Origin of the sequence: Streptomyces botrytidirepellens (assembly GCF_003721215.1) — a bacterium.
GTDB classification, from domain to species: domain Bacteria; phylum Actinomycetota; class Actinomycetes; order Streptomycetales; family Streptomycetaceae; genus Streptomyces; species Streptomyces himastatinicus.
Genome location: NZ_RIBZ01000885.1, coordinates 18,703 through 45,174 on the forward strand (window position 1 = coordinate 18,703; position 26,472 = coordinate 45,174).

Here is a 26,472-nt window from a genome sequence, read left to right on the forward strand (position 1 = left end):
TCACTTCAGAGTCGGTAATCCTCGCGTACCGGGTGGAAGACATCGAATCCCCGGGCGGCGGTCCGCGCATGTGCCTCGTGCTCGACACCACCGGGGATGACCACGGAGTCGCCCGCCTCGAGCACGATGACCTCGCTGTCGACCGTCACCGCCAACGTGCCCTCGAGGCAATGCGTGATCTGCTCGTGCGGGTGCTGGTGGGACGGCACGCCGCCGTCCTGGTCGAACTTCCAGAGGGCGACCGTCATTGTGTCGCCGTGGATGAACTCGGCCTGCCCCTTCGGGAATATGTCGGTAATCACCGACGTGCCCGAACGGTGCTTCGTCACTGCCATTCCATTACTCCTGTGGTCGGTGAGGTGTGGTACGGCCAGAATGGGCGGACGAAAGTGCGACCCGATGTGCACTGGTAATCCCGGTCGCGTGTGCCGCCCGCAGATTCATGAGGGAAGCGTACCGCCGGGTGTCCTGGCAACAGGACACCCGGCAAGCTTTTCGGGGCCAACCGCTGGCTAACCGGCGGACGTTGGTGTGCATTCCTTGACAGCCTGAGCGGTCGTTTTCATACGCTAGGTAAAGCGGGTTCGGCGGTCAACTTGCACGGTTTGAGTTCACTACTCCGCCAGGGCGTCAACCGGGAATCCGTGGAGATTCCCGCACTGCATCGTTGAGGGAGGCACCGTGGGGGGAGGGAACGTGGGACAACTGGGCGCCAATGCTGACGGTGGCGCACGATCTTTTCCGGAATTGTTCGACCACTGGGTGACGGCGTCGCCTGACGCGGTGGCCGTGGAGTCCGGCAGCGCGTCGTTGACCTACCGGGAGCTGGACGAACGAGCCCAACAGGTAGCGCGTGGGCTGCTCGCGGCCGGAGTGCGGGCCGAATCCGTTGTCGCGGTTGCCCTGCGCAGGTCGGTGGACTGGGTGACCGCGCTGCTCGGGGTGTTCCGCGCGGGCGCGGCATACCTCCCGCTGGACACCGCACACCCGGCCGAGCGCCTCGCATACATGGCCAATGGGTCGGGCTGCACACTCGTGGTGGCGGACCGGTCCGCCAACACGGAGCTGCCCGAGGTGGCGGTGCCGATCCTCAGCCTCGACGAGCTCGGCGGGGACGTCCCGGTGCCGGGGTTCCCACGGCCGACGCAAAGCGCCTACGTCATCTACACCTCGGGTTCGACCGGTCGGCCGAAAGGCGTGGTGGTCACCCACAGTGGACTCGCCGGGTTGGCCGCCGCCCACGCCGGCCAACTCGGCGTCGCCCAGGGCAGCCGGGTGCTCCAGTTCGCCTCCCCGGGGTTCGACGCCTCGGTGTGGGAGCTGTGCATGGCCCTGCTCTCCGGCGCGACGCTGGTGCTGGCGGACGACGCGGATCTCGCTCCCGGCCGCCCGCTGGCCGAGACCCTGGCGACCCGCCAGGTCACCCACGTGACGCTGCCGCCGCCCGTGCTGGCCACCCTTGCGGCCGGGGCGATGCCCGCCGTCGAGTGCCTGGTGGTCGCCGGGGACGCGACCACGCCGACCCTCGTCGAAACCTGGGCCGGCGGCCGGAAGATGATCAACGCCTACGGGCCGACCGAGACCACCGTGTGCGCCACCATGAGCGACCCGCTGATCGCCGACGGCCGGATGCCGACCATCGGCCGCCCCATCACGGGTGCACAGGTCCATGTCCTGGACGCCGCGCTGCGCCCGGTCCCGCCGGACACGGTCGGCGAGCTGTACGTGTCCGGCCCCCTGCTGGCCCGCGGCTACCTGGGCAACCCGAGGGAGACCGCGGCCCGGTTCGTCCCGGACGTGTCGGGGCCGACCGGCGCCCGGATGTACCGCACCGGGGACCTGGCGGCCTGGTCGGCGGATGGCACGCTCGTGTTCCATGGCCGGGCCGACACCCAGGTCAAGATCCACGGCGTACGAATCGAGACCCACGAGGTGGCGGCCGTTCTCGCCGCGCACCCCGGCGTCGCCGACGCGGTGGTCGTCGCCCGCGAGACGCGGTCGAGCAAGCAGCTCGTCGCGTACGTCGTACCGGAGGAGCGAGCGGAGCGGTCGACCGGTGTGTCGAGCGATTCCTACGGCACCCTCGCACTGCTGCCGGCCTTCTCAGCCGGCGACCTGCGCGCGTTCGCGGCACGGCTGCTGCCCGCCCCGATGATCCCGGCGGCGTTCGTGCCGCTGGACCGGATCCCCCTCACCCCCAACGGAAAGCCCGATCTCGCGGCACTGCCGGCGCCTCGGCAGCGGCAGGTGGCGTACCAGGCGCCACGCGACGAGACGGAAGCGGCGCTCGCGCAGCGGTTCGCCGAGGTGCTCGGGCTTGAGGAGGTCGGCGTCGACGACGACTTCTTCGCGATCGGCGGCGACAGCATCCAGTCGATCCAGGTGGTCTCGCGCGTGCGGGAGTGCGGCGTGCAGATCAGCGCCCGGGACATCTTCGAGCTGCGGACGGTGGCCGCCCTGGCCGAGTTCGCCGCAACGCGGCCGGCGGCACCGCCGGCCACCGCACTGGCCGAGCTCGACGGTGGCGGCACCGGGTCGATGCCGTTGCTGCCGGTCGCGCGGTGGATCCGGGGCTGGGGCCCGGGATTCGACCGCTTCCTGCAAGCAATGGTGTTGTCCCTGCCCGAGGGGATCGACGAGGCGGGCCTGACCGCAACCCTGCTGGCGGTGCTGGACCATCACGACATGCTGCGGGCACGTCTGGTGGGAGACGAGATCGTGGTGGCGTCCGCCGGTACGGTTTCGGCTGCCATCGACCGGGTCGACGGCGTCGACGAATCCGACCCGGCCTGGCACCGGACACTGGCGCGGGAGCTGGACAGGGCAGCCGCGAGCCTGGACCCCTCCTCGGGGGCCGTCGCCCGCTTCGTATGGTTCGACGGCCGGCCGGGCAAGCTGCTCGTGGTTCTGCACCACCATGTTGTCGACGGTGTGTCCTGGCGCATCCTCCAGGCAGACCTCGCCAGTGCGTGGGCCGCTGTCCGCAGGGGACAGAAACCGGAGTTGCCCGAGGTGCGTACCTCGATGCGCAGATGGGCACACGCGTTGGCCGACGAGGCGCGTCATCCGCGACGGTTGGCCGAACTGCCGCTGTGGCGGTCGATCCTGGCCGGACCGGACCCGCTGCTCGGCACGCGTCGGCTGGACCCGTCGGCCGATGTGGTCGGCACCGTGGTCGACATCCCGGTGACAGTACCGGTCCTGGTCACCGAGGCGCTGCTGACCACGGTGCCGTCGGTGTTCCGCGGTGAAGTGATGGACGGCCTGCTCGCCGCGCTGGCACTGGCGCTCATCGCGCGACGTCGAGCCAAGGGGGATGCCGAATCGTCCGTGCTGATCCGGCTGGAGGGACACGGCCGGGAGGAGGGGGCGGCACCGGGAGCCGACCTGTCGCGGACGGTGGGGTGGTTCACCACCGTGTACCCGATTCGTCTTGATCTCGCCGGCATCGACGTCACCGACGCGCTCGCCGGGGGCCCGGCCGCGGGCCGGGCCGTCATGCTGGCCAAGGAGCGCCTGCGGGCAGTCCCCGACAAGGGCATCGGGTACGGGCTGCTGCGCCACCTCAACGGCGACACCGCGGCGGTGCTCGACGAGTATCCGATGGCGCAGGTGGGTTTCAACTACCTCGGTCGCTTCGCCCCGGCGGACGCCGGTGACTGGAGCCGGGTCGACGTGCCCCAGCTCGCGCAGCTGGACGCCGGTCAGGACCCGAGGATGCCCGCGCCGGCCGAGCTGGACATCAACGCGAGCCTCGTCGACACGGAGCAGGGTCCGCAACTGCGCGCGATGTTCACCGCCCCCTCGGGCGTGCTGGCCCGCCATGAGGTGGAGGAAGTCGCGGACTTGTGGCGTACCGCGCTGGCGGGACTGGCTCGCCACGCGGCCACCCCGGGCATCTGTGGGCTGGTGCCCTCGGACGTACCGCTGGTGTCGGTCACCCAGGCCGACCTGGACGGGTGGGCCGAGCGGCACCCGAACCTGATGGACGTCTGGCCGTTGACGCCGTTGCAGTCGGGCCTGCTGTTCCACAGCATGGTGGTCGACTCGGGCTTCGACGCCTACCAGGTGCAGTACGTGCTCAGGCTGTTGGGGCCGATCGATCCCGCGCGGATGCGCGCGGCCGGGCAGCGACTGCTGGCACGCCACGCGGGCCTGCGGTCGGTGTTCGCCCCCGACGGTCGCGGGGAGATGGTCCAGCTCATCCTCGCCGACGCCGAGCTGCCGTGGCGCGTGGTCGACCTCGGCGACATGGACGAGGCCGCGCGCATGACCGCGTTCGAGCGGCTCCTCGCCGACGACCTCCGGGAACACTTCGACCCCGTGGTGCCGCCGATGCTGCGGATGACATTCGTCCACAGCGGACCCGAGGTGGCGGACCTCGTGCTCACCGCACACCACGCGGTCGTCGACGGCTGGTCGATTCCGCTGATCGTGCGGGAGTTGCTGCTGCACTACGGTTCAGGCTCCGCGGGACTGCCCAGGGCACGCAGCCAACGGGACTTCCTCAAGTGGCGTGCCGAGCAGGACCCGAACGAGTCGGGAGCCGCATGGGCGCGTGAACTCGACGGGGTCGACGAGCCGACGCTGGTCGGCGGCGGACGCCGGACCGACGGCGGCGAGGGCATCGGCCAGGTGGACGTGACGCTCTCCGGGGCGGAGACCGAGGCGGTCACCACGTGTGCCGCGCGGCTCGGGGTAACGGTGAACACCCTCGTCCAGACGGCGTGGGCGCTCCTGCTGTCCAAAATGACCGGCCGGCGGGACGTCCTGTTCGGAGCCGTCGTCTCCGGACGCCCGCCCGTGGTGCCCGGCGTGGACGCGATCGTGGGCATGCTGCTCAACACGGTGCCGGTCCGCCTGGACTGCGATCCCGCCCGCACGCTCGCCGAACTGGTCACCGACCTGCAACGCAGGCAGGCCACGTTGCTCGATCACCACCACCATGGACTCAGCGAGCTGCACCAGGCGTCCGGCCTGACAGCGTTGTTCGACACGGTGGTCGGATTCCAGTCGTTCCCGCTCGACCGGACCGGCATCGCCGCCGCGGGCCATGTGGCCGGGTTGCAGGTGGTGGGAATCCGCTCCTTCACGGTGAGCCACTACCCGTTGGCCCTCATGGTGTTCGCCGAGCCCGACAGTCCGTTGCGGCCCTGCGTGCAGTACCGGCGGGACGTGTTCGACCGGGCGGCGGCGGCCGACATCGCAGCCAGGTTCGCCCAGATCCTGCGCCAGATCGCGGAAAACCCGGTGATGCGCTCCGGTGCGGTGGACGCCCTCTTCGCGGCCGAGCGGACGATCCCGGTCGCCGAGGATCCCGCACCCGTCGGGAAGACGGTCTCCGCGCTGCTCGCCGCCCGGGCGGCGCGGACACCGGACGCCGTCGCGGTGCGGTGCGCCGAGGACTCGCTCACCTACCGGGAGCTCGACCACAGGGCCACGGCGGTGGCGCGGGCGTTGACCGACCGTGGTGTTGTACCGGAAACCACGGTGTCGCTTCGACTGTCGCCCTCGCTGGATGTCGTGATCGCACTGGTGGCGGTGCTGCGCGCGGGCGGCTGCCTGGTGGCCGCGGACGACGACGGGGACATGGTGCTCGCCGACCTGCCCGCGCCGGCGGCCGGAGCAGGTGAACCGAAACCGGTACACCCGGGGCGGGTCGCCGCGCTGCTGCCGACTTGGGGATATCCGGACGGCCGCCGGACCGTTGCGGTCAGCCATGAGGGTCTCGCCGCACGCATCGAGCAGGCCGCGACGGAAGCGGGCCTGCTCACCGGCTTCACCGGCGACTTCGGCCTGTGGCTGGCCGACGTGCTCGGCGCGGTGTGCGCCGGCGGCGGCGTCGAGATCGCCGCCGAGCCCGGCGTGCAGGGTGATCTGACGAAAAGCGCAGCCGCGTACGCCGCGAGCGAGACCGGCTGCACGAACACACCCTCGCTGGATTCCGATGAGCAGGTGTCCGATGACGTCTCGCCGGGCCCACCGTTACCGGGCGTGAGGCTCTACGTGCTTGACAGCACCCTCCAACCTGCGCCACCCGGGGCTGTCGGCGAACTGTACGTCGCCGGCCCGGCGCTCGGACTCGGCTATCACGGCCGGCCCGCGACAACCGCGGTGTGGTTCGTCCCGGATCCGTTCCGTCCGGGTGCGTCTCGCATGTTCCGCACCGGCGAGCTGGTGCGTCGCGGGCGGAACGGCGGTCTGGAGCGCGTTGGCCGTACCGACGGACAGGTGACGGTGCGCGGCGTGCGGATCAGCCTGCCCGTGGTCGAATCGGCGCTGGCCGAGCACCCCGAGGTGGCTGAGGTCGCCGTGGTGACGGGGATCGAAAACGGTCTTCCGCACGTGATCGCATATGTGGTGGGTGCCGGTGTGGACACCGGCGAACTGGCTGAGTTCGCCGCCGATCGGTTGCCGCGCTGCATGGTCCCGGATGCCGTCGTCCTGCTGACGTACATCCCTCGCCTGCCGAACGGCAGGGTCGACGTGTCCGCGCTGTCCTCGGCGGAACGGGCGGAGCGCGTCCACCGCGAGCCGCGCGACCGGCACGAGGAAGCACTGTGCGCGTTGTTCGCGGAGGTACTCGAGGTCGATGACGTCGACATCGACGACGACTTCTTCGAACTGGGCGGGACGTCGCTGCTGGCGACCCGGCTCAGCAGCCGTATCCGCAAGGAGCTCGGCGTCACCATCTCGATCCGGACCATTTTCCAGTCCTCCGCCATCGTCGACCTGGCGCGCGCGGTCAAGGAAGCCAACGAGTCCACCAGGCCAGGTCTGCGCCGGATGAACAGGAGTGACCAGTCGTGATTCCATTGTCGTTCGCCCAGCGCCGGTTGTGGTTCGTCGACACGTTCGAGGGCCCGTCGGCGACCTACAACGTGCCGTTTCGACTGAACCTGGCGGGACGTCTCGACGCCCCGGCGCTGCGTGCCGCCCTGCACGACGTCGTCGCCAGGCACGAGAGTCTGCGCACCCTGATCGTGACGGACGACGCCGGCGTGCCGTGCCAGGAAGTACTTCCCGTTGACCGGGCGGTTGTGGACCTGCCCGTTGTCGACGTGGCCGAACCGGATCTGGAGGCGGCGGTCTCGTCAGCCGCCGAGCAGGAACTGGACATCGCGGTGGACCTCCCGCTGCGGGCGACGTTGTTCCGCGTCCGCTCGGACCTGCACGTGCTGGTGCTGTTGATCCACCACATCGCCAGCGACGGCGAGTCGATGGCGCCGCTGGCCCGCGACCTGGCCGCCGCCTACACCGCGCGGGTCCGGACCGAAGCGCCGGACTGGCCGGAACTTCCCGTCCAGTACGTCGACTACACCCTGTGGCAACGGGAGATGCTGGGCGACGAGACGGACCCGGACAGCCTCCTGTCGCGACAGGCCGAGTACTGGCGCCAGGAACTGGCCGGTATTCCCCAGCCGACCAGGCTCCCGCTCGACCAGCCGCGGCCGCCGGTACCCAGCCACCGCGGTGACCTGGTCGACGGCTCGCTGAGCCGCACCGAACTGGCGGCAGTCGAAGCACTGGCCCGGGCGCACGGGGTGACCCTGCCCATGGTGATGCAGGCCGGCCTGGTGGCCCTGCTCCAGCACCTCGGCGCGGGCACCGACGTTGCCATCGGGTCGACGATCGCCGGGCGCACCGACGACCAGCTCGCCGACCTGGTCGGGTTCTTCGTCAACACCTGGGTGCTGCGGGCCGACCTGTCCGGCGGCCCGTCGTTCGGCCAGTTGCTGGAGCTGGTGAAGGACAAGGCCCTCAGCGCGTACGACAACCAGGACGCCCCGTTCGAGCGCCTGGTCGAGCTGGTCGATCCGGAGCGGTCCACCGCGTATCACCCGCTGTTCCAGGTGATGTTCACCTGGGAGGACGACTTCAAGATCGACATCGAGCTGCCGGACCTGACCGCGCGGCTGGAAGTGCTCGAAACCCGGACGGCCAAGTTCGACCTGGAGTTCAACCTCTTCCCCGACCCGGAAACCGGGGGCCTGCGCTGCTATCTCGAGTACGCCACCGACCTGTTCGACCGTGCGACCGCGGCCGGCATCGTGACGCGGTACCTGCGCCTGGTTCAGCAGCTGACCCAGGATCCGGACCTGCCGGTGGCCCTCGCGGACACCCTGACCGCTGCCGAGCGCGGCCGGCTGCTCGAGCGGTTCGCGGGCACCACGTCCCCCGTCCCCGCACTCACCGTCCCCGGCCTCGTCGACGCGCAGGCCGACGCTGATCCCCACGCGGTGGCCGTGATCAGCGAGGGCGTGTCGCTCACCTACGGCGAGCTGCGCACACGCGCGAACCAGGTGGCGAACGCGTTGGCCGGCCGAGGCATCGGGCCGGAGGACCTGGTGGGCATCGCGCTGCCCCGGACGGCCGACCTCGTGGTCGGCATGCTCGGCATCCTCAAGTCAGGTGCCGCCTACGTGCCCATCGACCCGCAGTATCCGAGCAGGCGACTCGGCGCGGTGCTCGCCGAGGCACGGCCGCGGCTGGTTCTCACCGACAGCGCGACCGCGTCGGTGCTGCCCGCGGCGGACGTGTCGGTGATGCTGCTCGACCGGGACGTCGACACCGCGGACGACGGTCCGATCGACTCGGCCGGCCCGGACAACGCCGCGTACGTCATGTTCACGTCCGGGTCGACCGGCGCGCCCAAGGGCGTGGTGATCACGCACGCCGGGGTGATCAACGGTGTCCGAGGGCTCGCGGACGTCATCGGTGTGCGCACGGGGTCGCGCGTACTCGCCGCGACGTCGGTCAACTTCGACGTGTCAGTGTTCGAGATCATCACCCCGCTCTCCGTCGGCGGCTGCGTCGAGATCGTGCGCGACGGACTCGTCATCGGGGAGCGCGGCGGCTGGTCCGGCGACGTCATCAGCACCGTGCCGTCGGTCCTCGCGGAGGTCCTCGACCAGGTGACCGACGGCATCGACGCGGCGACCATCGTGTTGGCCGGCGAGGCGCTGCCGACCTCCCTGGTGCGACGGGTTCGCGCCGCGGCGCCGGGGGCGCGGGTGGTCAACGCGTACGGGCAGACCGAGAGCTTCTACGCCACGACGTTCACCGCGACCGGTGAGCCGGGCGAGCGACCCGCCGTCCCCATCGGGTCACCGCTGGGCAACATGCGGTGCTACGTCCTCGGCCCGGGTCTCCGGCCGGTGCCCCCCGGCGTCGTCGGTGAGCTCTACGTCGCGGGTCTCATCGGCCGCGGCTACCACGGCCGCGGTGGCCTGACCGCCTCCCGGTTCGTCGCCGACCCGTTCGGCCCGGCCGGTGCGCGGATGTACCGGACCGGCGACCTCGTCCGGGCCGGCCACGACGGTGTCCACGAGTACGTCGGCCGCGACGACGCCCAGGTCAAGATCCGCGGCGTGCGCATCGAGACCGGCGAGGTCGAGGCCACGCTCACCACACACCCGGGGGTGGCGCAGGCCGTGGTCACGCCCTACGAGGGTGAGTCGGGCAAGCACCTCGTCGGCTACGTCGTCCCGGTCGCCGCCGGCGACCAGGGGTTCGGCGACGTGGACAGCCTCGGCGACCTGAACGTGGACCTGACGGCCACGCTCTCCGCGCGGGACCTGCGCCGGTTTGCCGCCGAGCGGTTGCCCGAGTTCATGGTCCCGTCGGTCTTCGTCCTGCTGAATCGTCTTCCGCTGGCTCCGAACGGCAAGCTCGACCGGGCGGCGCTGCCGGAACCCGAGTTCGGCACGGGGGAGTACCGCGCTGCGCGCACGCCCGGCGAGGAAATCCTCACCGGCCTCTACGCCGAGGTGCTCGGGCTCGAACGGGTCGGCGTCGACGACGACTTCTTCGCCCTCGGCGGGGACAGCATCCGCTCGATCCAGATCGTGTCCCGCGCCAAGGGACTCGGCCTGGAGATCACGCCGAGGGACGTCTTCGAGTGCCGGACGGCGGAGGAACTCGCGGCGAGGGCGGCGGGCGCGGTGATCGAGAACAGGTCCGTGCTGGCCGAGCTCGAGGGCGGCGGCACCGGCCGGCTGCCGCTGCCGCCGGTGGCGAGGCACGTGCTGCACCTCGGCGGCGACGTGAACCGGTTCGCCATGTCGATGGTCGTCGAGCTGCCGGCCGGTATCCACCGGGACGGACTGTTGGCCACGCTGACCGCGGTCGTCGACCACCACGACGCGCTGCGGTCGCGGCTGGTGCCGGACGGCCTCGTGGTCACCGCCCCGGGCGAGGTCGACGTGGCGCCCCTGGTCAGCAAGGTCGACTGGGAGGGCCCCTGGGGCCAGGAGTGGCACGACCGCGCGGTCGCGGAACTGGACGCCGCCACCGGCAGGCTCGACCCGGCGGACGGGTGCGTGGCCCGGTTCGTCTGGTTCGCCCCGTCGGAGGGGGCGGGACGGTTGCTGATCGTGTTGCACCACCTCGTCGTCGATGGCGTGTCCTGGCGTGTCCTGCTGCCAGACCTGGCCGTCGCGTGGAAGCAGGTGGCAGACGGCGACACGGTCTCGTTGCCGCCCGTCGCCACCTCGATGCGCAGATGGGCACACGCGTTGGTGACGGAGGCCAACTCCCCGCAGCGAGTCGCTGAGCTGCCGAAGTGGCGCGCGATCCTCGGGGCGCGGGACACCACCCTCGGCTCCCGCCCGCTGGACCCGGCGGTCGACGTGATGGCGACCGTTGGCCACGTGTGGCAGCGGGTGCCCGCTTCGGTCACCGAACACCTGTTGACCACGCTGCCCACCGCCTACCACGGTGACGTCCAGGACGGTCTGCTCACCGCGCTGGCGATTGCGGTGGCCCAGTGGCGTCGCGGCCGCGGCGACTCGGCGGACTCCTCGTTGCTGGTGAACGTCGAGGGGCACGGCCGCGAGGAGCAGATCGTCCCGGGCGCCGACCTGTCCCGCACGGTCGGCTGGTTCACCGCGATGCACCCGGTCCGGCTCGACCTCGGCCACATCGACCTCCGCGGCGCGTTCGCCGGTGCCCAGCAGGCGGGGGAAGCGGTTCGGACGGTGAAGGAGCAGCTCCGTGCCGTGCCGGACCGGGGGATCGGGTACGGACTGCTGCGGTACCTGAACCCGGACACCGAGTCGGTCCTGCGGCGCTACCCGTCGCCCCAGGCCGGGTTCAACTACCTGGGCCGCTACTCGGCCACCGACATGCCCCAGGACCTGCGTGACCTCGGCTGGCGGCAGGCCGACGGCACCACGGACCTGGTCGCGGTGCCCGATCCCGCCATGCCCGCGCTCTCGGTGCTCGACGTGCACGCGCTGGTCACCGACACCGCCGAAGGCCCGGCACTGCTGGCGCGCTTCGACTACGCGTCGAAGATCCTCACCGGCGACGATGTCGATGAGCTGGCCAGGCTGTGGGAGCAGGCCCTGCACGGCCTCGTGCGGCACGCGACCGAGCCCGACGCCGGTGGGCTGACGCCATCGGACCTGTCGCTGGTTTCGGCGAGCCAGCACGAGATCACCGCCTGGGAACGGAGCTATCCGGGGCTGCGCGATGTCTGGCCGTTGACGCCGATGCAGTCCGGCCTGCTGTTCCACGCGCAGCTCGCGGGCGCCGGCTTCGACGCGTACCAGATGCGGCTGGTGTTCCATCTCGATGGCCCCGTCGACCCCACCCGGATGCGTCGCGCCGGGCAGGCGCTGCTCGACCGGTACCCCAACCTGCGGGTTGCGTTCGCCCGCAACGCGGAAGGGGACCGGGTGCAGGTCGTGCCGGACCGGGTCGACCTGCCGTGGCGGCACGTCGACCTCAGCGGACTCCCCGAGCCCGAGCGCCGGACGACCCTCGATGCGCTGCTCGACGAGGAGCACGCCACGCACTTCGACCTCGCGGCGGCTCCGCTGCTGCGGCTCACCCTGGTCACCATCGGCCCGGACCGGTCCGAGCTGGTGCTCACCGCGCACCACGTGCTCTTCGACGGCTGGTCCGTGCCGCTGCTGATGCAGGATCTGCTCCACCTCTACGCGTCCGGCGGGGACGGCTCGGGGCTGCCACGGGTGCGTGGCTACCGCGACTTCCTGCGGTGGCTGGTCACGCAGGACCACGAGGCCGGGGCGGCGGCCTGGGCACGGGAACTGGCCGGCATCGAGGAACCGACCCTGCTCGTCTCCCAGCCGGCCGACGGGCCCGCCACCTCGGGCATCGGCCAGGTCGACGTCCCGCTCAGCGCGGACCGGGCGCAGGCTCTCGAACGACTGGCGAGCGAACTCGGCCTGACGATGAACACCGTGGTGCAGGGTGCCTGGGCCCTGGTGCTCGCCTACCTGACCGGGCGCTCCGACGTGGTCTTCGGCGCCGCGGTGTCCGGCCGGACCCCCGAGGTGGCCGGCATGGACTCGACGATCGGGCTGTTCATCAACACACTGCCGGTGCGGGTCGAATGCCACCCGGCGCAGACCCTGCGCGGGCTGCTGACCGAGCTACAGCGCCGCCAGGGCGCGCTGCTGGCGTACCAGCACCACGGGCTGCTCGACATCCACCAGGCGACCGGACTGAACGTGCTGTTCGACACCCTGGTCGGCTACGAGTCGTACCCGATCGACGCAGTCGCCCTTGCCGAGGCCAACGACGCCGCGGGCATCCGGGTCACCGGGGTCAGCCCGCTCAGCGGTGCCCACTACCCGCTCGTGGTGATGGCGTTCGGTGACCCGAGGTTGCGCGTTGGCCTGCAATACCAGCACGACGTGTTCGACCGCCGGACCGTGGAGACCTTCGCGGCCCTCGTGTCGCGGGTACTCGGGCAGCTCGTGGCCGACCCGGACACCCTGGTGGGCCAGGTCGACCTACCCGGGACCGCGGAGTACGGCCACGTGACCGGCGAGGTCACCGACACCGCCGACGCCGACGCCGACGCGGGGCAGTCGATCCCGGAGCGGTTCACCGCGCAGGCCATGGCGACCCCGGACGCCGTCGCCGTCGTTTTCGGTGACACCGCGCTGAGCTACGGAGAACTGGACGCTCGGTCCGATCGGCTCGCGGCGGTTCTCGCCGCGCAGGGCGTGGACCGCGAGACAGTGGTCGGGGTCGCGCTACCGCGGTCGCCCGACCTCGTCGTGGCCCTGCTGGCCGTGCTCAAGGCAGGTGGCGCGTACCTTCCGGTGGATCCCGACTACCCGGCCGACCGCCTGGCCTTCATGCTGCGCGACGCCCGGCCCGCGCTCGTGGTCACGGTGGCCGAGTTCGCCGGGCTCTTCACCGAGGGGGACCGTCCCACGCTGCTGCTGGACGAACCCGCCGCGGCGCAGCGGATTGCGCTGGCCGCGCCGTTGCCCACGCAGGAGTACCACGCGGACCAGCAGGCGTACGTGATGTACACGTCCGGGTCGAGCGGTGTCCCCAAGGGCGTCGCCGTGCCGCACCGGGCGGTCGTCGGGCTGGCCGACGACCGGCACTACCGCGGTGGTGCCCACGAACGGGTGCTGGTGCACTCGCCGCAGGCGTTCGACGCCTCGACCTACGAGCTGTGGGCCCCGCTGCTGGGTGGCGGGCGGGTCGTGGTGGCACCCCCCGGCCGGTTGGACACCGCAGTGCTGGCGGCGCTGGTGGCCGAGCACGAGGTGACCGCGCTGTGGTTGACCGCCGGACTGTTCAGCGTCGTCGCGGAGGAGTACCCGGCCTGCCTCACGGGCGTCCGCGAGGTCTGGACCGGTGGTGACGTGGTGCAGCCCGCCGCGATCGAGCGGGTCATGCGGGCCTGCCCCGGTTTGACCGTCGTGGACGGTTACGGCCCCACCGAGACGACCACGTTCGCCACCTGCCACCCGATGCGTTCGCTGGGCGACGTCCGCGACCCGGTGCCCATTGGCGCACCGATGGACGGGATGCACGTCCACGTGCTGGACGCCGCGCTGCGCCCGGTGCTGCCGGGGGTGCCGGGCGAGCTGTACATCGGCGGCACCGGGCTGGCCCGCGGGTATGCACACCGCCCCGGCCTGACCGCCGAACGGTTTGTGACCTGCCCGTTCGGGCCCGCTGGCGGCCGGATGTACCGGACCGGCGACATCGTGACCCGGGGCTCCGGCGGAGAGCTGGTGTTCCGGGGCCGGGTGGACGCGCAGGTCAAGATCCGCGGGTTCCGGATCGAGCCCGGCGAGGTCGAAGCGGCGATGCTCGCCCACGGCGAGGTCGCCCAGGCCGTCGTGGTCTGGAGCGGGGATGCGGGCGGTGACCGGCGCCTGGTCGGCTACCTGGTTCCCGGGGACGCCGACGGCGACGCGGCCGGTGCCGTCGAACAGGTCGACGAGTGGCAGCAGCTCTACGACGACCTCTACGCGGACACGGACGTCGTCTGGGGTGAGGACTTCAACGGGTGGAACTCCAGCTACGACGGGGCGCCCATCCCGTTGCCGCAGATGAGGGAGTGGCGGGCGGCCGCGGTGGATCAGATCCTGGCCTGGTCGCCGCGGCGGGTGCTGGAGATCGGTGTCGGTTCCGGCCTGCTGATGTCCCAGCTGCTGCCGGAGGTCGACGAGTTCTGGGGTACCGACCTCTCGGCGCCCGTCATCGACCGGCTGACCGAGCAGGTCGGGCGCCTGGGCTTCGCCGACCGGGTGCGGCTGCGCGCGGCAGCCGCCGACCAGCTCGGCGAGATGCCGGCCCACCACTTCGACACGATCGTGGTGAACTCGGTCGTCCAGTACTTTCCGGATGCCGGCTACCTCGATGCCGTCCTCACCCACGCGGTGGACCTGCTCGCCCCCGGCGGGCGGATCATCGTGGGGGACGTCCGGTCAGCGGCGTCGCTGTCGCTGTTCCACGCCGGTGTGCGGTACGCCCGCCATCCCGAAGAGCCGCTCACCGCCCGCCGCGCGGCCGTCGCGCGCGCGGTGTTGCTGGACGAGGAGCTGGTGCTGGACCCGGAGTGGTTCCACACGTGGGCCACCCGGCACGGCGCGGTCGCCGACATCCGGCTCAAGCGCGGGCCGGCGCACAACGAGCTGACCCGGCACCGCTTCGAGGTCACCCTGCACAAGGCCGCTGACGACGTGGTCGACCTCGGCGCCGCGCCGGTGCTGCGGTGGGGCCACCAAGTGGACCGGATCGACGAGCTCGCCCGCCAGTACGACGGGGGTCCGCTGCGGATCAGCGGCATCCCGAACGCCCGGCTCACCGGGGACGTCGAAGCGTCGGGCCTGGCCGGGGGAGCGGCGGTCGATCCCGAGCACCTCGCGCAGTGGGCGACCGAGCACGACCTGGGCGTGGCGCTGGTCCCGGCCGCGGCACCGGAGTGCTTCGACGCGGTCCTGGTCCCCCGGGACATCGCCCGTGGGCGCGCCCTGGCCGGCGGGTTCGTCCCCGCCGGCCGCCCGACCCTGGCCAACAACCCGGCGAGGGCACGTCGGATCGGTGCGCTCGTCGCCGAGGTACACGACCACCTGCGGGCCCAGCTGCCCGAGTACATGGTGCCGGCCACCCTGATCGCGGTCGGAGAGATTCCGCTGACCGCCAACGGCAAGGTCGACCGCAGGGCCCTGCCCGTGCCCGACCAGGCGGGTGAGGCGTCGGGCCGCGGTCCCCGCACCCCGCGCGAGCAGCTCCTCTGCGCACTGTTCGCGGACGTGCTCGGTCTCGACCGGGTGGGCATCGACGACGACTTCTTCCGGCTCGGCGGCCACTCGCTGCTGGCCACCCGGCTGGTCAGCCGGATCCGTACCGCCTTCGACGTGGAGATCCCGATCTCCACGGTCTTCCAGGCCACCACGGTCGCCGAGCTGGCCGGCCACCTCTCGGCGGACACCCGGGTCCGGCCCGCCCTGCGCCGGGCCGCCAGCCGGCCCGAGCGAGCGCCGCTGTCGTTCGCCCAGCGGCGGCTGTGGTTCATCGACCGGTTCGAAGGACCGTCGGCCACCTACAACGCGCCGTTCCCGCTGCGGCTGACCGGCGAGCTGGTACCCGCCGCGTTGCGGGCCGCGGTGCGGGACGTGGTCGTACGCCACGAGAGCCTGCGCACGATCTTCGTCGAGGACGCCCACGGCGTTCCCCACCAGCGGGTGCTGCCCGCGTCCGGGGTCCGCGTCGACGTGCCCGTCGTCGACGTGCTGCCCGAGGACGTCGACGACGCCATCGTGGCGGCCGCCAACCACCGGTTCGACCTGGCACGCCAGATTCCGGTGGTGGCGTGCCTGCTGCGGTCCGCGCCGGACGAACACGTACTCGTGCTCGTGATCCACCACATCGCCACCGACGGTTCGTCCATGGCGCCGCTGGCCCGTGACCTGGCCACGGCCTACGAGGCCCGGCTCGACGGCGTGGCACCGGACTGGGCCGACCTGCCGGTCCAGTACCTCGACTACACGCTGTGGCAGCGCGAACTGCTCGGCGACGAGTCCGATCCGGACAGCCTGATGGCGGCGCAGAGTTCCTACTGGCGCGCCGAACTCGCCGGGATCGCACAGCCGTTGCCACTGCCGACGGACCGTCCGCGCCCGCCCAAGGCGAGCCACCGCGGCGATGTCGTCGAGTTCGCGGTGGACGGGGACACGATGCGCAGGGTCGAAGCGTTGGCCCGGGCCAACGACGCCACCGTCGCGATGACGCTACAGGGCGTGCTGGCGGTGCTGCTGTCCCGGCTCGGCGGCGGCGACGACCTCACGATCGGCTCGCCGATCGCCAACCGCACCGACGAGCAGCTCACCGATCTGGTCGGTTTCTTCGTCAACACCTGGGTGCTGCGCGCCGACCTGTCCGGCAACCCGACCTTCCTCGGCCTCCTGCGCCAGGTGCGGGACCGGGCCCTCTCCGCGTACGAGAACCAGGACATCCCGTTCGAGCGGCTGGTGGAGTTGCTCAAGCCGGAGCGGTCCACCGCGTACCAACCGCTGTTCCAGGTGATGTTCGCCTGGCAGAACTTCACACGCGAGGACTTCACCTTCCCCGGGCTCACCGTCGGCTTCGAGCACGTACGGACCGGCACGGCCAAGTTCGACCTGTTCGTCAGCATGGCCGACCTGCCCGGCCGGGGTGTCGTCGGCGCGCTCGAGTACGCGACCGACCTGTTCGACCGAAGCACTGCCCAGGGCATCGCCGACTGCTTCGTCCGGCTCGTTTCCGGCCTCGTCGCCGCCCCCGAGCAGCCGGTCGGTGCCGTCGATCTGATGGGACCCGCCGGCCTGGACCGCGTGCTGGTGGCCTTCAACGACACGTCCGTGCCGGTCCCGGACCTGACAGTTGCGCAGCTGGTGGAACGCCAGGTCGCGCTGTCCCCCGACGCGGTCGCCGTCGACTGCGACGAGGTCGTGCTGACCTACCGGGAGCTGGACAGCCTGGCAAGCCGGCTCGCGGCGGAGCTGGCCGGCCACGGTGTCGGTCCGGAGACCGTCGTCGGCATCGCACTGCCGCGGTCGGCGGATCTTGTCGTCGCGCTGTTGGCGGTGTGGAAGGCCGGCGGCGCCTACCTCCCGATCGACCCGCGGTACCCGAGTGCGCGGCTGGAGCTGATCCTCGGTGATGCCCGGCCGGCACTGGTGATCACCGACACCGCTACCGGGCACGTGCTCCCGGCGATCGACTGCCCCCGCATCCACCTGGACCAGCCCCGTCCAAACGGCGCGGGCGTGATCGTGGCATCGCGGCAGGCCAACACCGCGTACGTCATGTACACCTCCGGCTCCACCGGTACCCCCAAGGGGGTCGCCATCACCCAGCGGGGCGTGGTCAACGGGCTGACCCAGCTCATCGACGCCGTCGGCATCGACTCGACCACCCGGATGCTTGCGGCGACCTCGGTGAACTTCGACGTCTCGGTGTTCGAGATCTTCGCCACGCTGCTCGCCGGTGGCACCGTCGAAGTCGCCCGCGATGTGCTGGTGATCGGCGAGCGCGGCGGATGGACGGGCGGGGTCGTCAGCTCCGTGCCCTCGGTGTTCGCCGAGTTGCTGGAGCAGGTGCCGGAGAAGATCAGTTTGAGCGCCGTCGTCTTCGCGGGCGAGCCGCTGGCGGAGGCCCTGGTGAACAAGGTGCGCGAGGCGATCCCGGGCGTACGCGTGGTGAACACGTACGGGCAGACCGAGAGCTTCTACGCCACCGCGTTCCCGGTGCTCGGCGACGGGATACGCATCGGTTCCCCGCTCGGCAACATGCGCGCGTACGTGCTCGGCAACGGCCTGCGCCCGGTGCCGGTCGGGGTTGTCGGCGAGCTGTACGTGGCCGGGGACATCGCCCGTGGCTACCACGGACGGACACCGCTGACCGCCGGCCGGTTCGTGGCCGACCCGTTCGGGCCGCCGGGGAGCCGGATGTACCGCACCGGCGATCTCGCGCGCTGGGACGAGCACGGCGCCCTGGAGTACGTCGGCCGGGGTGACGCCCAGATGAAGATACGCGGGATCCGCATCGAACCGGGCGAGGTGGAAGCGGCCCTGGCCGCCCATCCCGGCGTCGCCCAGGCCGCGGTCACCGTGTACGGCGCCGGCCAGAGCCGTCCCAGGCTGGTCGGTTACGTCATCCCGGAAGGAGTGCACCAAGACGATCTCGACGCCGATGTCGATCTGGTCTCCGGTGTCTCCCGTGACGAGGTGCGCCGGTTCGTCGCCGCCCGGCTGCCGGAGTTCATGGTGCCTGCCGCGATCATGGTTGTGGACCGGTTCCCGTTGCGCCCCAACGGGAAGCTCGACCGGAGCGCACTGCCCGAGCCCGAGTTCGTCGCCGCCGAGTACCGCGGCCCGCGCTCGTCGGACGAGGAGATCCTCGTCAGGGTGTACGCCGAGGTCCTCGGCCTCGGCCAGGTCGGCACGGATGACGACTTCTTCGCCGTCGGCGGGGACAGCATCCGCTCGATCCAGGTGGTTGCGCGGGCGAGCGCCCTCGGGGTGGAGATCACCCCGAGGGATGTCTTCGAGTGCCGTACCGTCGCCGAGCTCGCGGTCGCCGCTTCCGTCCGTCGCAGTACAGGACAGCGGCCCGTACTCGCCGAGCTGGAGGGAGGCGCCAGCGGCCCGCTCCCGCTGCCACCGGTGGCCAGGTACCTCGAAGAGCTCGGCGGCATCCGCAACAGGTTCGCGATGTCGGTCATCCTGGACCTGCCCGACGGTGTGGTGGCGGACGAGCTGGTCGCCGCGCTGCGCGCCGTGCTGGACCGCCACGACGTACTGCGGTCCCGGTTCGTGGACGACGGCATGGTGATCGGCGAACCGGGTTCGGTCGACCCGGCGCCGCTGCTGCGCCGGGTGCCGTGCGAGTCCGCATGGGACACCGACGCCTGGCGGTTGCTCGCCACGGCCGAGCTCGACGCCGCCACCGGGGAACTCGACCCCGTCGCCGGCGAGATGGCCCGGTTCGTGTGGTTCGACCGGGCGGACGGCAAGGACCGGCTGCTGATCGTCCTGCATCATTTCGTGGTTGACGGTGTGTCCTGGCGCATCCTCGTGCCGGACCTCGCCACCGCGTGGCAGGCCGCGCACGCGGGCCGCACCCCGGTCCTCGCCAGGGTCGGTACCTCGGTGCGGCGCTGGGCGCATGCGCTGGTCGACGCGGCGGCCGAGCGGGCCGGGGAGATGCCGCTGTGGCAGGAGATCCTCGACGGCCCGGACCCGTTGCTCGGCGCCCGCGCGCTGGACCCAGCGGTCGACACCATGGCCACTGTGGACAGCGTGGTGGTCGAGGTCTCGGCAGAGGCCACCGAGGCGGTGCTGAACCGTGTGCCCGCCGCGTTCCACGGTGGCGTCAACGACGGACTGCTCGCCACGCTCGCGCTGGCACTGACCAGGTGGCGGGCCGATCGCGGGGTCGTGGAACCGTCGGCACTCATCCGCCTCGAGGGGCATGGGCGGGAGGAACAGGTTGTTCCCGGCGCCGACCTGTCCCGCACGGTCGGCTGGTTCACCAGCATGTTCCCGGTCCGGCTCGATCTCACCGGTATCGACGTCACCGACGCCTTCGCCGGCGGCCCCACGGCCGGCGCGCTGGTGAAGTTCGTCAAGGAACAGCTGATCTCCTTGCCGGACAAGGGAATCGGCTACGGCATGCTGCGCTACCTGAACCCGGACACCGAGCGGGAGCTGAGCCGGCTGCCGGTGGGGCAGATCGGGTTCAACTACCTCGGCAGGGTTGCCGCCGACAGCGAGGTATCCGGTACCGGTTGGGCGGTGGCGGGTGACGCGCTCGGCCTGCTCGCCGATCTCGACGCCGACCAACCGGCCATGGCCACGGTGGACATCAGCGCGTACGTGGTGGAGACCGCGGCCGGCCCGACGCTCGCCGCCCGGTTCGCGTTCCCGACCGGACTGCTCTCCCGGGCCGAGGTGGCTGCGCTGGCCGACCTGTGGACCGAGGCGCTGGCCGGGCTCGCGCGCCACGTCGCTGACCCCGGGGCAGGCGGGCTCACGCCGTCGGACCTGCCGCTGGTCTCGCTCGACCAGCACGCGATCGACCTGCTCGCGCGGCGCTACCCGGGGCTGCGCGACGTATGGCCGCTGACACCGATGCAGTCGGGGCTGCTGTTCCACAGCATGCTCGCGCAATCGACGTTCGACGCGTACCACATGCAGTTGGTGTTCCACCTCAGCGGATCCGTCGACGCCGAACGGCTACGCCGGGCCGGGCAGGCGCTGCTGGACCGGTACCCGAACCTGCGCGCCGCCTTCGTGTCCCATGCGGACAGTGGCTGGCTTCAGCTCGTGGTCGACGACGTCGATCTGCCCTGGACCGAAGTCGACCTGCGCTCGCTCAGCGCCGACGAGCGGCATGAGGCGTTCGAGAAGCTCCTGGCCGAGGACCACGCCACCCGTTTCGACCCGGCCCGGCCACCGCTGTTGCGCATGTCGCTGGTACGGATGGAGTCCGAGCGTTCGGAGCTGGTGTTCACCGCGAACCACGTGCTCTACGACGGCTGGTCGCTGCCGCTGCTGATGCGCGACCTGCTGCGGCTCTACGAGTCTTCGGGCGATCCCGGCGCGTTGGACCGGGTCCGGCCCTTCCGCGACTTCCTCGCCTGGTACGCCGCTCAGGATCGTGCGGCGGCGGCCCGCCAGTGGGCCGAGGAGATGAGGGGTGTCACGGAGCCGACCCTGCTGGCCGCGGGCGAGGACCACACACAGTCCGGGCTGGGGCAGGTCGAGGTGCCGCTCGGGACGGAGCGGGCGCGGAAGCTGGCCCGACGCGCCGCCGAGCTCGGCATCACGATGAACACTCTGGTGCAAGGGGCGTGGGCGGTGCTGCTGTCGGCGTTGACCGGCCGCGACGACGTCATCTTCGGCGCCACCGTGTCCGGGCGGCCGCCCGTGGTGGAGGGCGTGGACTCGATGGTCGGCCTCTTCGTCAACACCATCCCGGTCCGGGTGCGTACCACCAACGCGGACACCCTCGCCAGTGTGCTGACCACGTTGCAGCAGCGGCAGACGGCGTTGATGGACCACCACCATCACGGGCTGGCCGACATCCAGCGCGCCACCGGGGCGGGCACGCTGTTCGACACCCTCGTGTTGTTCGAGTCGTACCCGATCGACCGCGCGGGCATCAGCGAGGCCACCGACGCCGCGGGCATCGCCGTCGCCGGTATCCGCCCGCTCAGCGGTACCCACTACCCGTTGGTCGTCGTGGCGTCCGCTGATCCCGTGCTCCGCGTCGGCCTGCAATACCAGGACTCCGCGTTCCGCGGCGAGGTGGTCACGGACATCGCGGCCCGGCTCGGCCGCGTGCTCGCCCAGCTGGCCGACGCACCGGAGGAACCCCTGCGGTCGCTGGAGCTGTTGGCACCGGACGAACTGGAACTGCTGCTACGGCACTACAACGCCACCGAACGACCGGTGCCCGAGCTCACCCTGCCCGGGATGTTCGCGCAGCGGGTGGAGGCGACGCCGGATGCCGTCGCGATCATCTCCGGTGAGTCCACGCTGACCTACCGCGAGCTCGACGCCCGCGCGAACCAGTTGGCGCACTACCTGATCCGCAACGGTGCCGGCGCCGAACGCCGCGTTGTCGTGATGCTGCCGCGGTCGCTCGACCTACCGGTGGCCTTGCTCGCCGTGCTCAAGTCCGGGGCCAGTTATGTCCCGGTCGACCCGGCGCACCCGGCCGCCCGCGTCGACTACATCGTCGGCGACTGCGACCCGGCGCTGGTGGTCGATGCCGAGACCGTTGCGCTGGATCTCTCCGGGTTCCCCACCACCGCACCAGACGTCGGCCTGGCGCCGGACAACGCGGCGTACGTCATCTACACCTCCGGCTCCACGGGGACACCGAAGGGCGTGGTCATACCCCACGTCGCGCTGGTGAACTTCCTCGGGGCGATGGCACACGAGTTCCCGCTGCAACCGAACGATCGGCTGCTCGCGGTTACCACCGCCGCCTTCGACATCGCCGGACTGGAGATGTACCTGCCGCTGCTGGCCGGATCCGCCGTCGTCATGGTGCCCACCGAGTCGGTGACCCAGCCGAGCGCGTTGCTGGACCTCATCGGCCGGCACGGGGTCACGATCATGCAGGCGACTCCGTCGCTGTGGCAGACGCTCGTCGCGCACGACCTGGAGGCGCTGCGCGGCCTGCGATTGCTCGTCGGGGGCGAGGCGCTGCCGCCCGCGCTCGCCGATGTGCTGCGGACGGCCGGAATCAGTGCCACCAATCTGTACGGCCCAACGGAGACCACCATCTGGTCGACCAGTGCGGCGGTCACCGACTCGGCACCCTCGATCGGCGCACCCATTGCCAACACCCAGGTCTATGTGCTCGACCAGTACCTGCGGCTGGTGCCGCCGGGTGTGGTCGGCGAACTGTACATCGCGGGTCTCGGCCTGGCCCGCGGCTACCTCGGTCGGCCAGGGCTGACCGCGGGGCGGTTCATCGCCGATCCCTTCGCCGCCGGCCACCGCATGTACCGCACTGGTGACCTGGTCCGCCGGCGGGCGAACGGTGAACTGGACTACGTCGGCCGCGCCGACTTCCAGCTGAAGGTCCGTGGTTTCCGGATCGAACCGGGCGAGATCGAGGCCGTGCTCAGCGCGCACGAGGGCGTTGCGCAGGCCGCCGTGATCGCTCGGGAGGACCAGCCAGGCGACCGTCGCCTTGTCGGTTACATCGTCCCGGCCGAAACCGCCGGCGCGGCTGTCGATGCGGCCGAGCAGGTGGAGGAGTGGCGGCAGGTCTACGACCGGGCCTATACGGTCGAGGAGTCGACGCAGGCCGAGTGGGGCGAGGACTTCGCCCTCTGGAAGTCCGCCTACACCGGGGAGCCGATCCCGCTCGCCGAGATGTCGGCCTGGCGGGATGCCGCGGTCGAGCAGGTGCTGCGGTCGTCGCCGCGACGGGTTCTGGAGATCGGTGTCGGCTCGGCGTTGCTGCTGTCGCGCATCGCACCCCACGTCGACGAGTTCTGGGGCACGGACCTCTCGGTCGAGGTGATCGACCGCCTCCGTGCGCAGTGTGCTGGTGCCGGGCTCGCCGACCGCGTGCGGCTGCTCGACCTGGCCGCCGACGAGACCGACGGCCTTCCCACGGACCACTTCGATGTCGTGGTGCTGAACTCGGTGGTGCAGTACTTCCCCAACGTCGAGTACCTGCGGACCGTGCTCGACAAGATCACCACGCTGTTGCGCCCCAACGGCCGGATCGTGGTCGGTGACGTGCGCAACGCGGACTCCTTGCGCACGTTGCACGCCGAGGTGGCACGGGTCCGCACCCCGGGGGCGGCCGAGTCGGCGGTGCATACCGCGGTCGACCGGGCCGTGCTCACCGAGCGGGAACTCGTGGTCGCCCCCGACTGGTTCGACGACTGGGCACGCGCCCACGACATGGGGGCCGACATCCGGCTCAAGCCCGGCCACCACCACAACGAGCTGACTCGGCACCGCTACGAAGTCGTGCTGCACACTGCGCGAACCCAGGACGTGGCCGACGCACCCAGCCGGCCCTGGCACGGTTTCGCCGACGCCGAGCGGTTCCGCCGGGGGCAGCCCGATGGCCCGGTGCGGATCACCGGGCTGCCGAATGCCCGCTTCGGTGGTGACGTCGATCCGGCGGACGCGTACGAGTGGGCGGCCGCACACGGCTGGAGCGCGCTGGCGGTCCCCGCAGCGGTGCCAGAGCGTTTCGACCTGGTCCTGCTCCCCGCCGGACCGGTGGGGGAGCCGGCGGTGTCCGGCACCGTCGTCGGCGGCGACCCAGGCAGGTCGTTGTACAACGACCCGGTGCGGGCCCGGCAGATCGTCGCCCTCGCCACCGAGTTGCGTGGTCACGTGCGCAAGCGGCTGCCCGAGTACATGGTGCCCGCCGCTGTGCTGGCCATCGGCGAACTGCCGTTGACACCCAACGGAAAACTCGACCGCCGGATGCTCCCGGCGCCCGACTACGCCGCTGCCGGCAGCGGGCGCGCGCCGTCCACGCCGTGGCAGGAGGCCCTCGCCGGACTGTTCGCCGAGGTACTCGGCCTGCCGAGGGTGGCGGTAGATGACGACTTCTTCGCCCTCGGCGGCCACTCGTTGCTCGCGACCCGACTGATCAGCCGGATCCGTGCCGCACTTGGCGTCGACCTTCCGATTCACGCGGTCTTCCAGTCACCGACCGTCGCCGGGCTGGCCGAGCAGCTCACCTCCGGTGCGGACACCAACGGCCACAGCGATCCCTTCGACGTCGTGTTGCCTCTGCGCACCACCGGCGACCGCGAGCCGCTGTGGTTCGTACACCCCGGGATCGGCCTGTCGTGGGCGTACCTCGGCTACATCAACCACCTGCCCGACGACCGGCCGGTCTACGCGATCCAGGCGAGGGGATTCACCGACGTTCCGATCCCCGCCTCGATCGAGGAGATGGTCGACGACTACGTGACCCAGGTCCTGCGCGTGCAGCCGGATGGGCCGTTCACCCTGATCGGACTCTCGCTCGGGGGCACCCTGGCCCATGCGATGGCTGCCGAACTCCAGCGCAGGGGACATCAGGTGGCCACACTCGTCCTGCTCGACTGCGTTCCCGCCTCGTGGTTCGCCGACAACGAGGTCCCCGACCTGGACGAGGCACGGTACTTCTTCGGCCGTCACCTGCCCGCGCTGGCGGGGTTGCCCAACGGCGACAAACAGTCCCTTGTGGACAGTACGTCGGCGATCATGATCGAGCACATGCGGATGCTGAAGGACTTCCAGTCACCGGTCTTCCAGGGCGATGTGTTGTTCTGCAACGCCACCGAGGACAAGGACGGGTCCTACGCCGGGCTGTGGCCGGCGCACGTCACCGGAACGGTGAGCGAACAGGACATCCACTGCAAGCACATCGACATGCACCTGCCGGGACCAGTCGCCGAGATCTGCCGGGCCATCACCGCGGCGTTGGCGCCCGCTCAGTCCATCTCAGCCATGGAGGAGAACCGATGACCTTGCTCGCGGACCAGTGGGCCGGGAACCCCAAGCACTTCTGGATGCGCGGCGAGCGGCCGGAGCATCCGGTGTGGCGGGACGAGTCCACCGACATCTGGCACGTCTACGGATATCCGGAGGCGCTGGAAGTCCTCAACGACACGGAGGTCTACTCGTCCCAGACGGCCCGCCGGTTCGCGCCGGAGGGCGGCGAGGAGTTCGCCGAGGGCAACCTCTTCCAGCTCGACCCGCCGGAACACCGCGAGCTGCGCAAGCTGGCGGCACACGCGTTCACCCCGCGGGTGGTCGCCGACCTGGAGCCCCGCGTCGCCGAGATCACCCACGAGCTGATCGACCAGCTCCAGGGCCGGGATCGGTTCGACCTGGTGGCCGACCTGGCGTACCCGCTGCCGATCACCGTGATCTCCGAGCTGCTCGGCGTGCCCGCCGGCGACTACCCGTTGTTCAAGCAGTGGGTCGACGACATGATGGCCGCGAACGGGCGGTTCGACCTGTCCGACGACCCGGAGAAGCAGGCTCAGGACGCTCGAGCCCAGCTTGAGGCCTCGGATCGGATCACGGAGTACCTGCTCGAGCACGCCGGCGAGCGCCGCAAGCGCGGTCGCGACGACCTGCTCACCCGGTTCGTGGAGGCCGAGGTGGACGGGCAGCGGCTGACCGACCAGCAGATCGCCAAGATCGGCAATCTGCTGTTGGTCGCGGGGCACACCACCACGGCGATGCTGCTGGCCAACTCGGTGCTGTGCCTGGACGCCTTCCCCGACCAGCAGGCCAAGGTCAGGGCCGACCGCTCGCTGGTGCCCACCGCGTTCGAGGAGGTCCACCGGTTCATGACGCCGGTCTCGGCCGTCTACCGGGCAACCAGCACGGACACCGAGCTCGCCGGCAAGCGGATCCCGGCCGAGCGGATGGTGATGGTCTGGTGCGCCGCGGCCAACCGGGATGACCGCCAGTTCACCGACCCGAACAACTTCGACGTCACGCGAGACCCCAACCCGCACATCGGTTTCGGCCGCGGCATCCACTTCTGCCTCGGTGCCCCGCTGGCCCGGCTGGAGGGCCGCGTCGCACTCGACATCGTCTTCGACCGCTATCCCGTGCTCGGCCTCGACCCGCAGGCGCCACCGACGTTCATCCCCTCACACGACCTGATCAGCGTCCGGGACCTGCCTGTCGCCGTTGGGTGACGCCACTC

Annotated in this window: 4 protein-coding genes; 3 read left to right on the forward strand and 1 reads right to left on the reverse strand. The window is 71.1% G+C overall.

Annotated features, from left to right (window positions below; all coding sequences use genetic code 11):
* Window positions 1-5 precede the first annotated feature (5 nt).
* A complete protein-coding gene (locus tag EEJ42_RS49695) occupies window positions 6-335 on the reverse strand; it encodes a cupin domain-containing protein (RefSeq protein WP_123108731.1) in 330 nt (109 codons plus the stop codon).
* Window positions 336-762: 427 nt separating this feature from the next.
* On the opposite strand from EEJ42_RS49695, the gene EEJ42_RS49700 reads away from it, so the two are divergent.
* From EEJ42_RS49700 to EEJ42_RS49710, 3 genes are read left to right on the forward strand one after another with little or no spacing between them, the layout of a single operon-like run.
* Complete coding sequence (locus tag EEJ42_RS49700) at window positions 763-6,810, forward strand: non-ribosomal peptide synthetase (protein ID WP_148082255.1); 6,048 nt, start codon at window positions 763-765, stop codon at window positions 6,808-6,810.
* Window positions 6,807-25,274: a non-ribosomal peptide synthetase gene (locus tag EEJ42_RS49705; RefSeq protein WP_123108733.1), complete on the forward strand. Its 18,468-nt coding sequence runs from the start codon at window positions 6,807-6,809 to the stop codon at window positions 25,272-25,274. Before EEJ42_RS49700 ends, EEJ42_RS49705 begins: the two co-directional genes overlap by 4 nt.
* The gene (locus tag EEJ42_RS49710) at window positions 25,271-26,464 is read left to right on the forward strand and encodes a cytochrome P450 (protein ID WP_123108734.1); all 1,194 of its coding nucleotides are present in this window, start codon (window positions 25,271-25,273) and stop codon (window positions 26,462-26,464) included. The genes EEJ42_RS49705 and EEJ42_RS49710 overlap by 4 nt, the downstream gene beginning before the upstream one ends.
* Window positions 26,465-26,472: the final 8 nt, after the last annotated feature.

Bases quoted from the DNA above. Each gene is read 5' to 3' on its own strand.
- EEJ42_RS49695 (WP_123108731.1), bottom strand. From the start codon at position 335: ATGGCAGTGACGAAGCACCGTTCGGGCACGTCGGTGATTACCGACATA.
- EEJ42_RS49710 (WP_123108734.1), top strand. From the start codon at position 25,271: ATGACCTTGCTCGCGGACCAGTGGGCCGGGAACCCCAAGCACTTCTGG.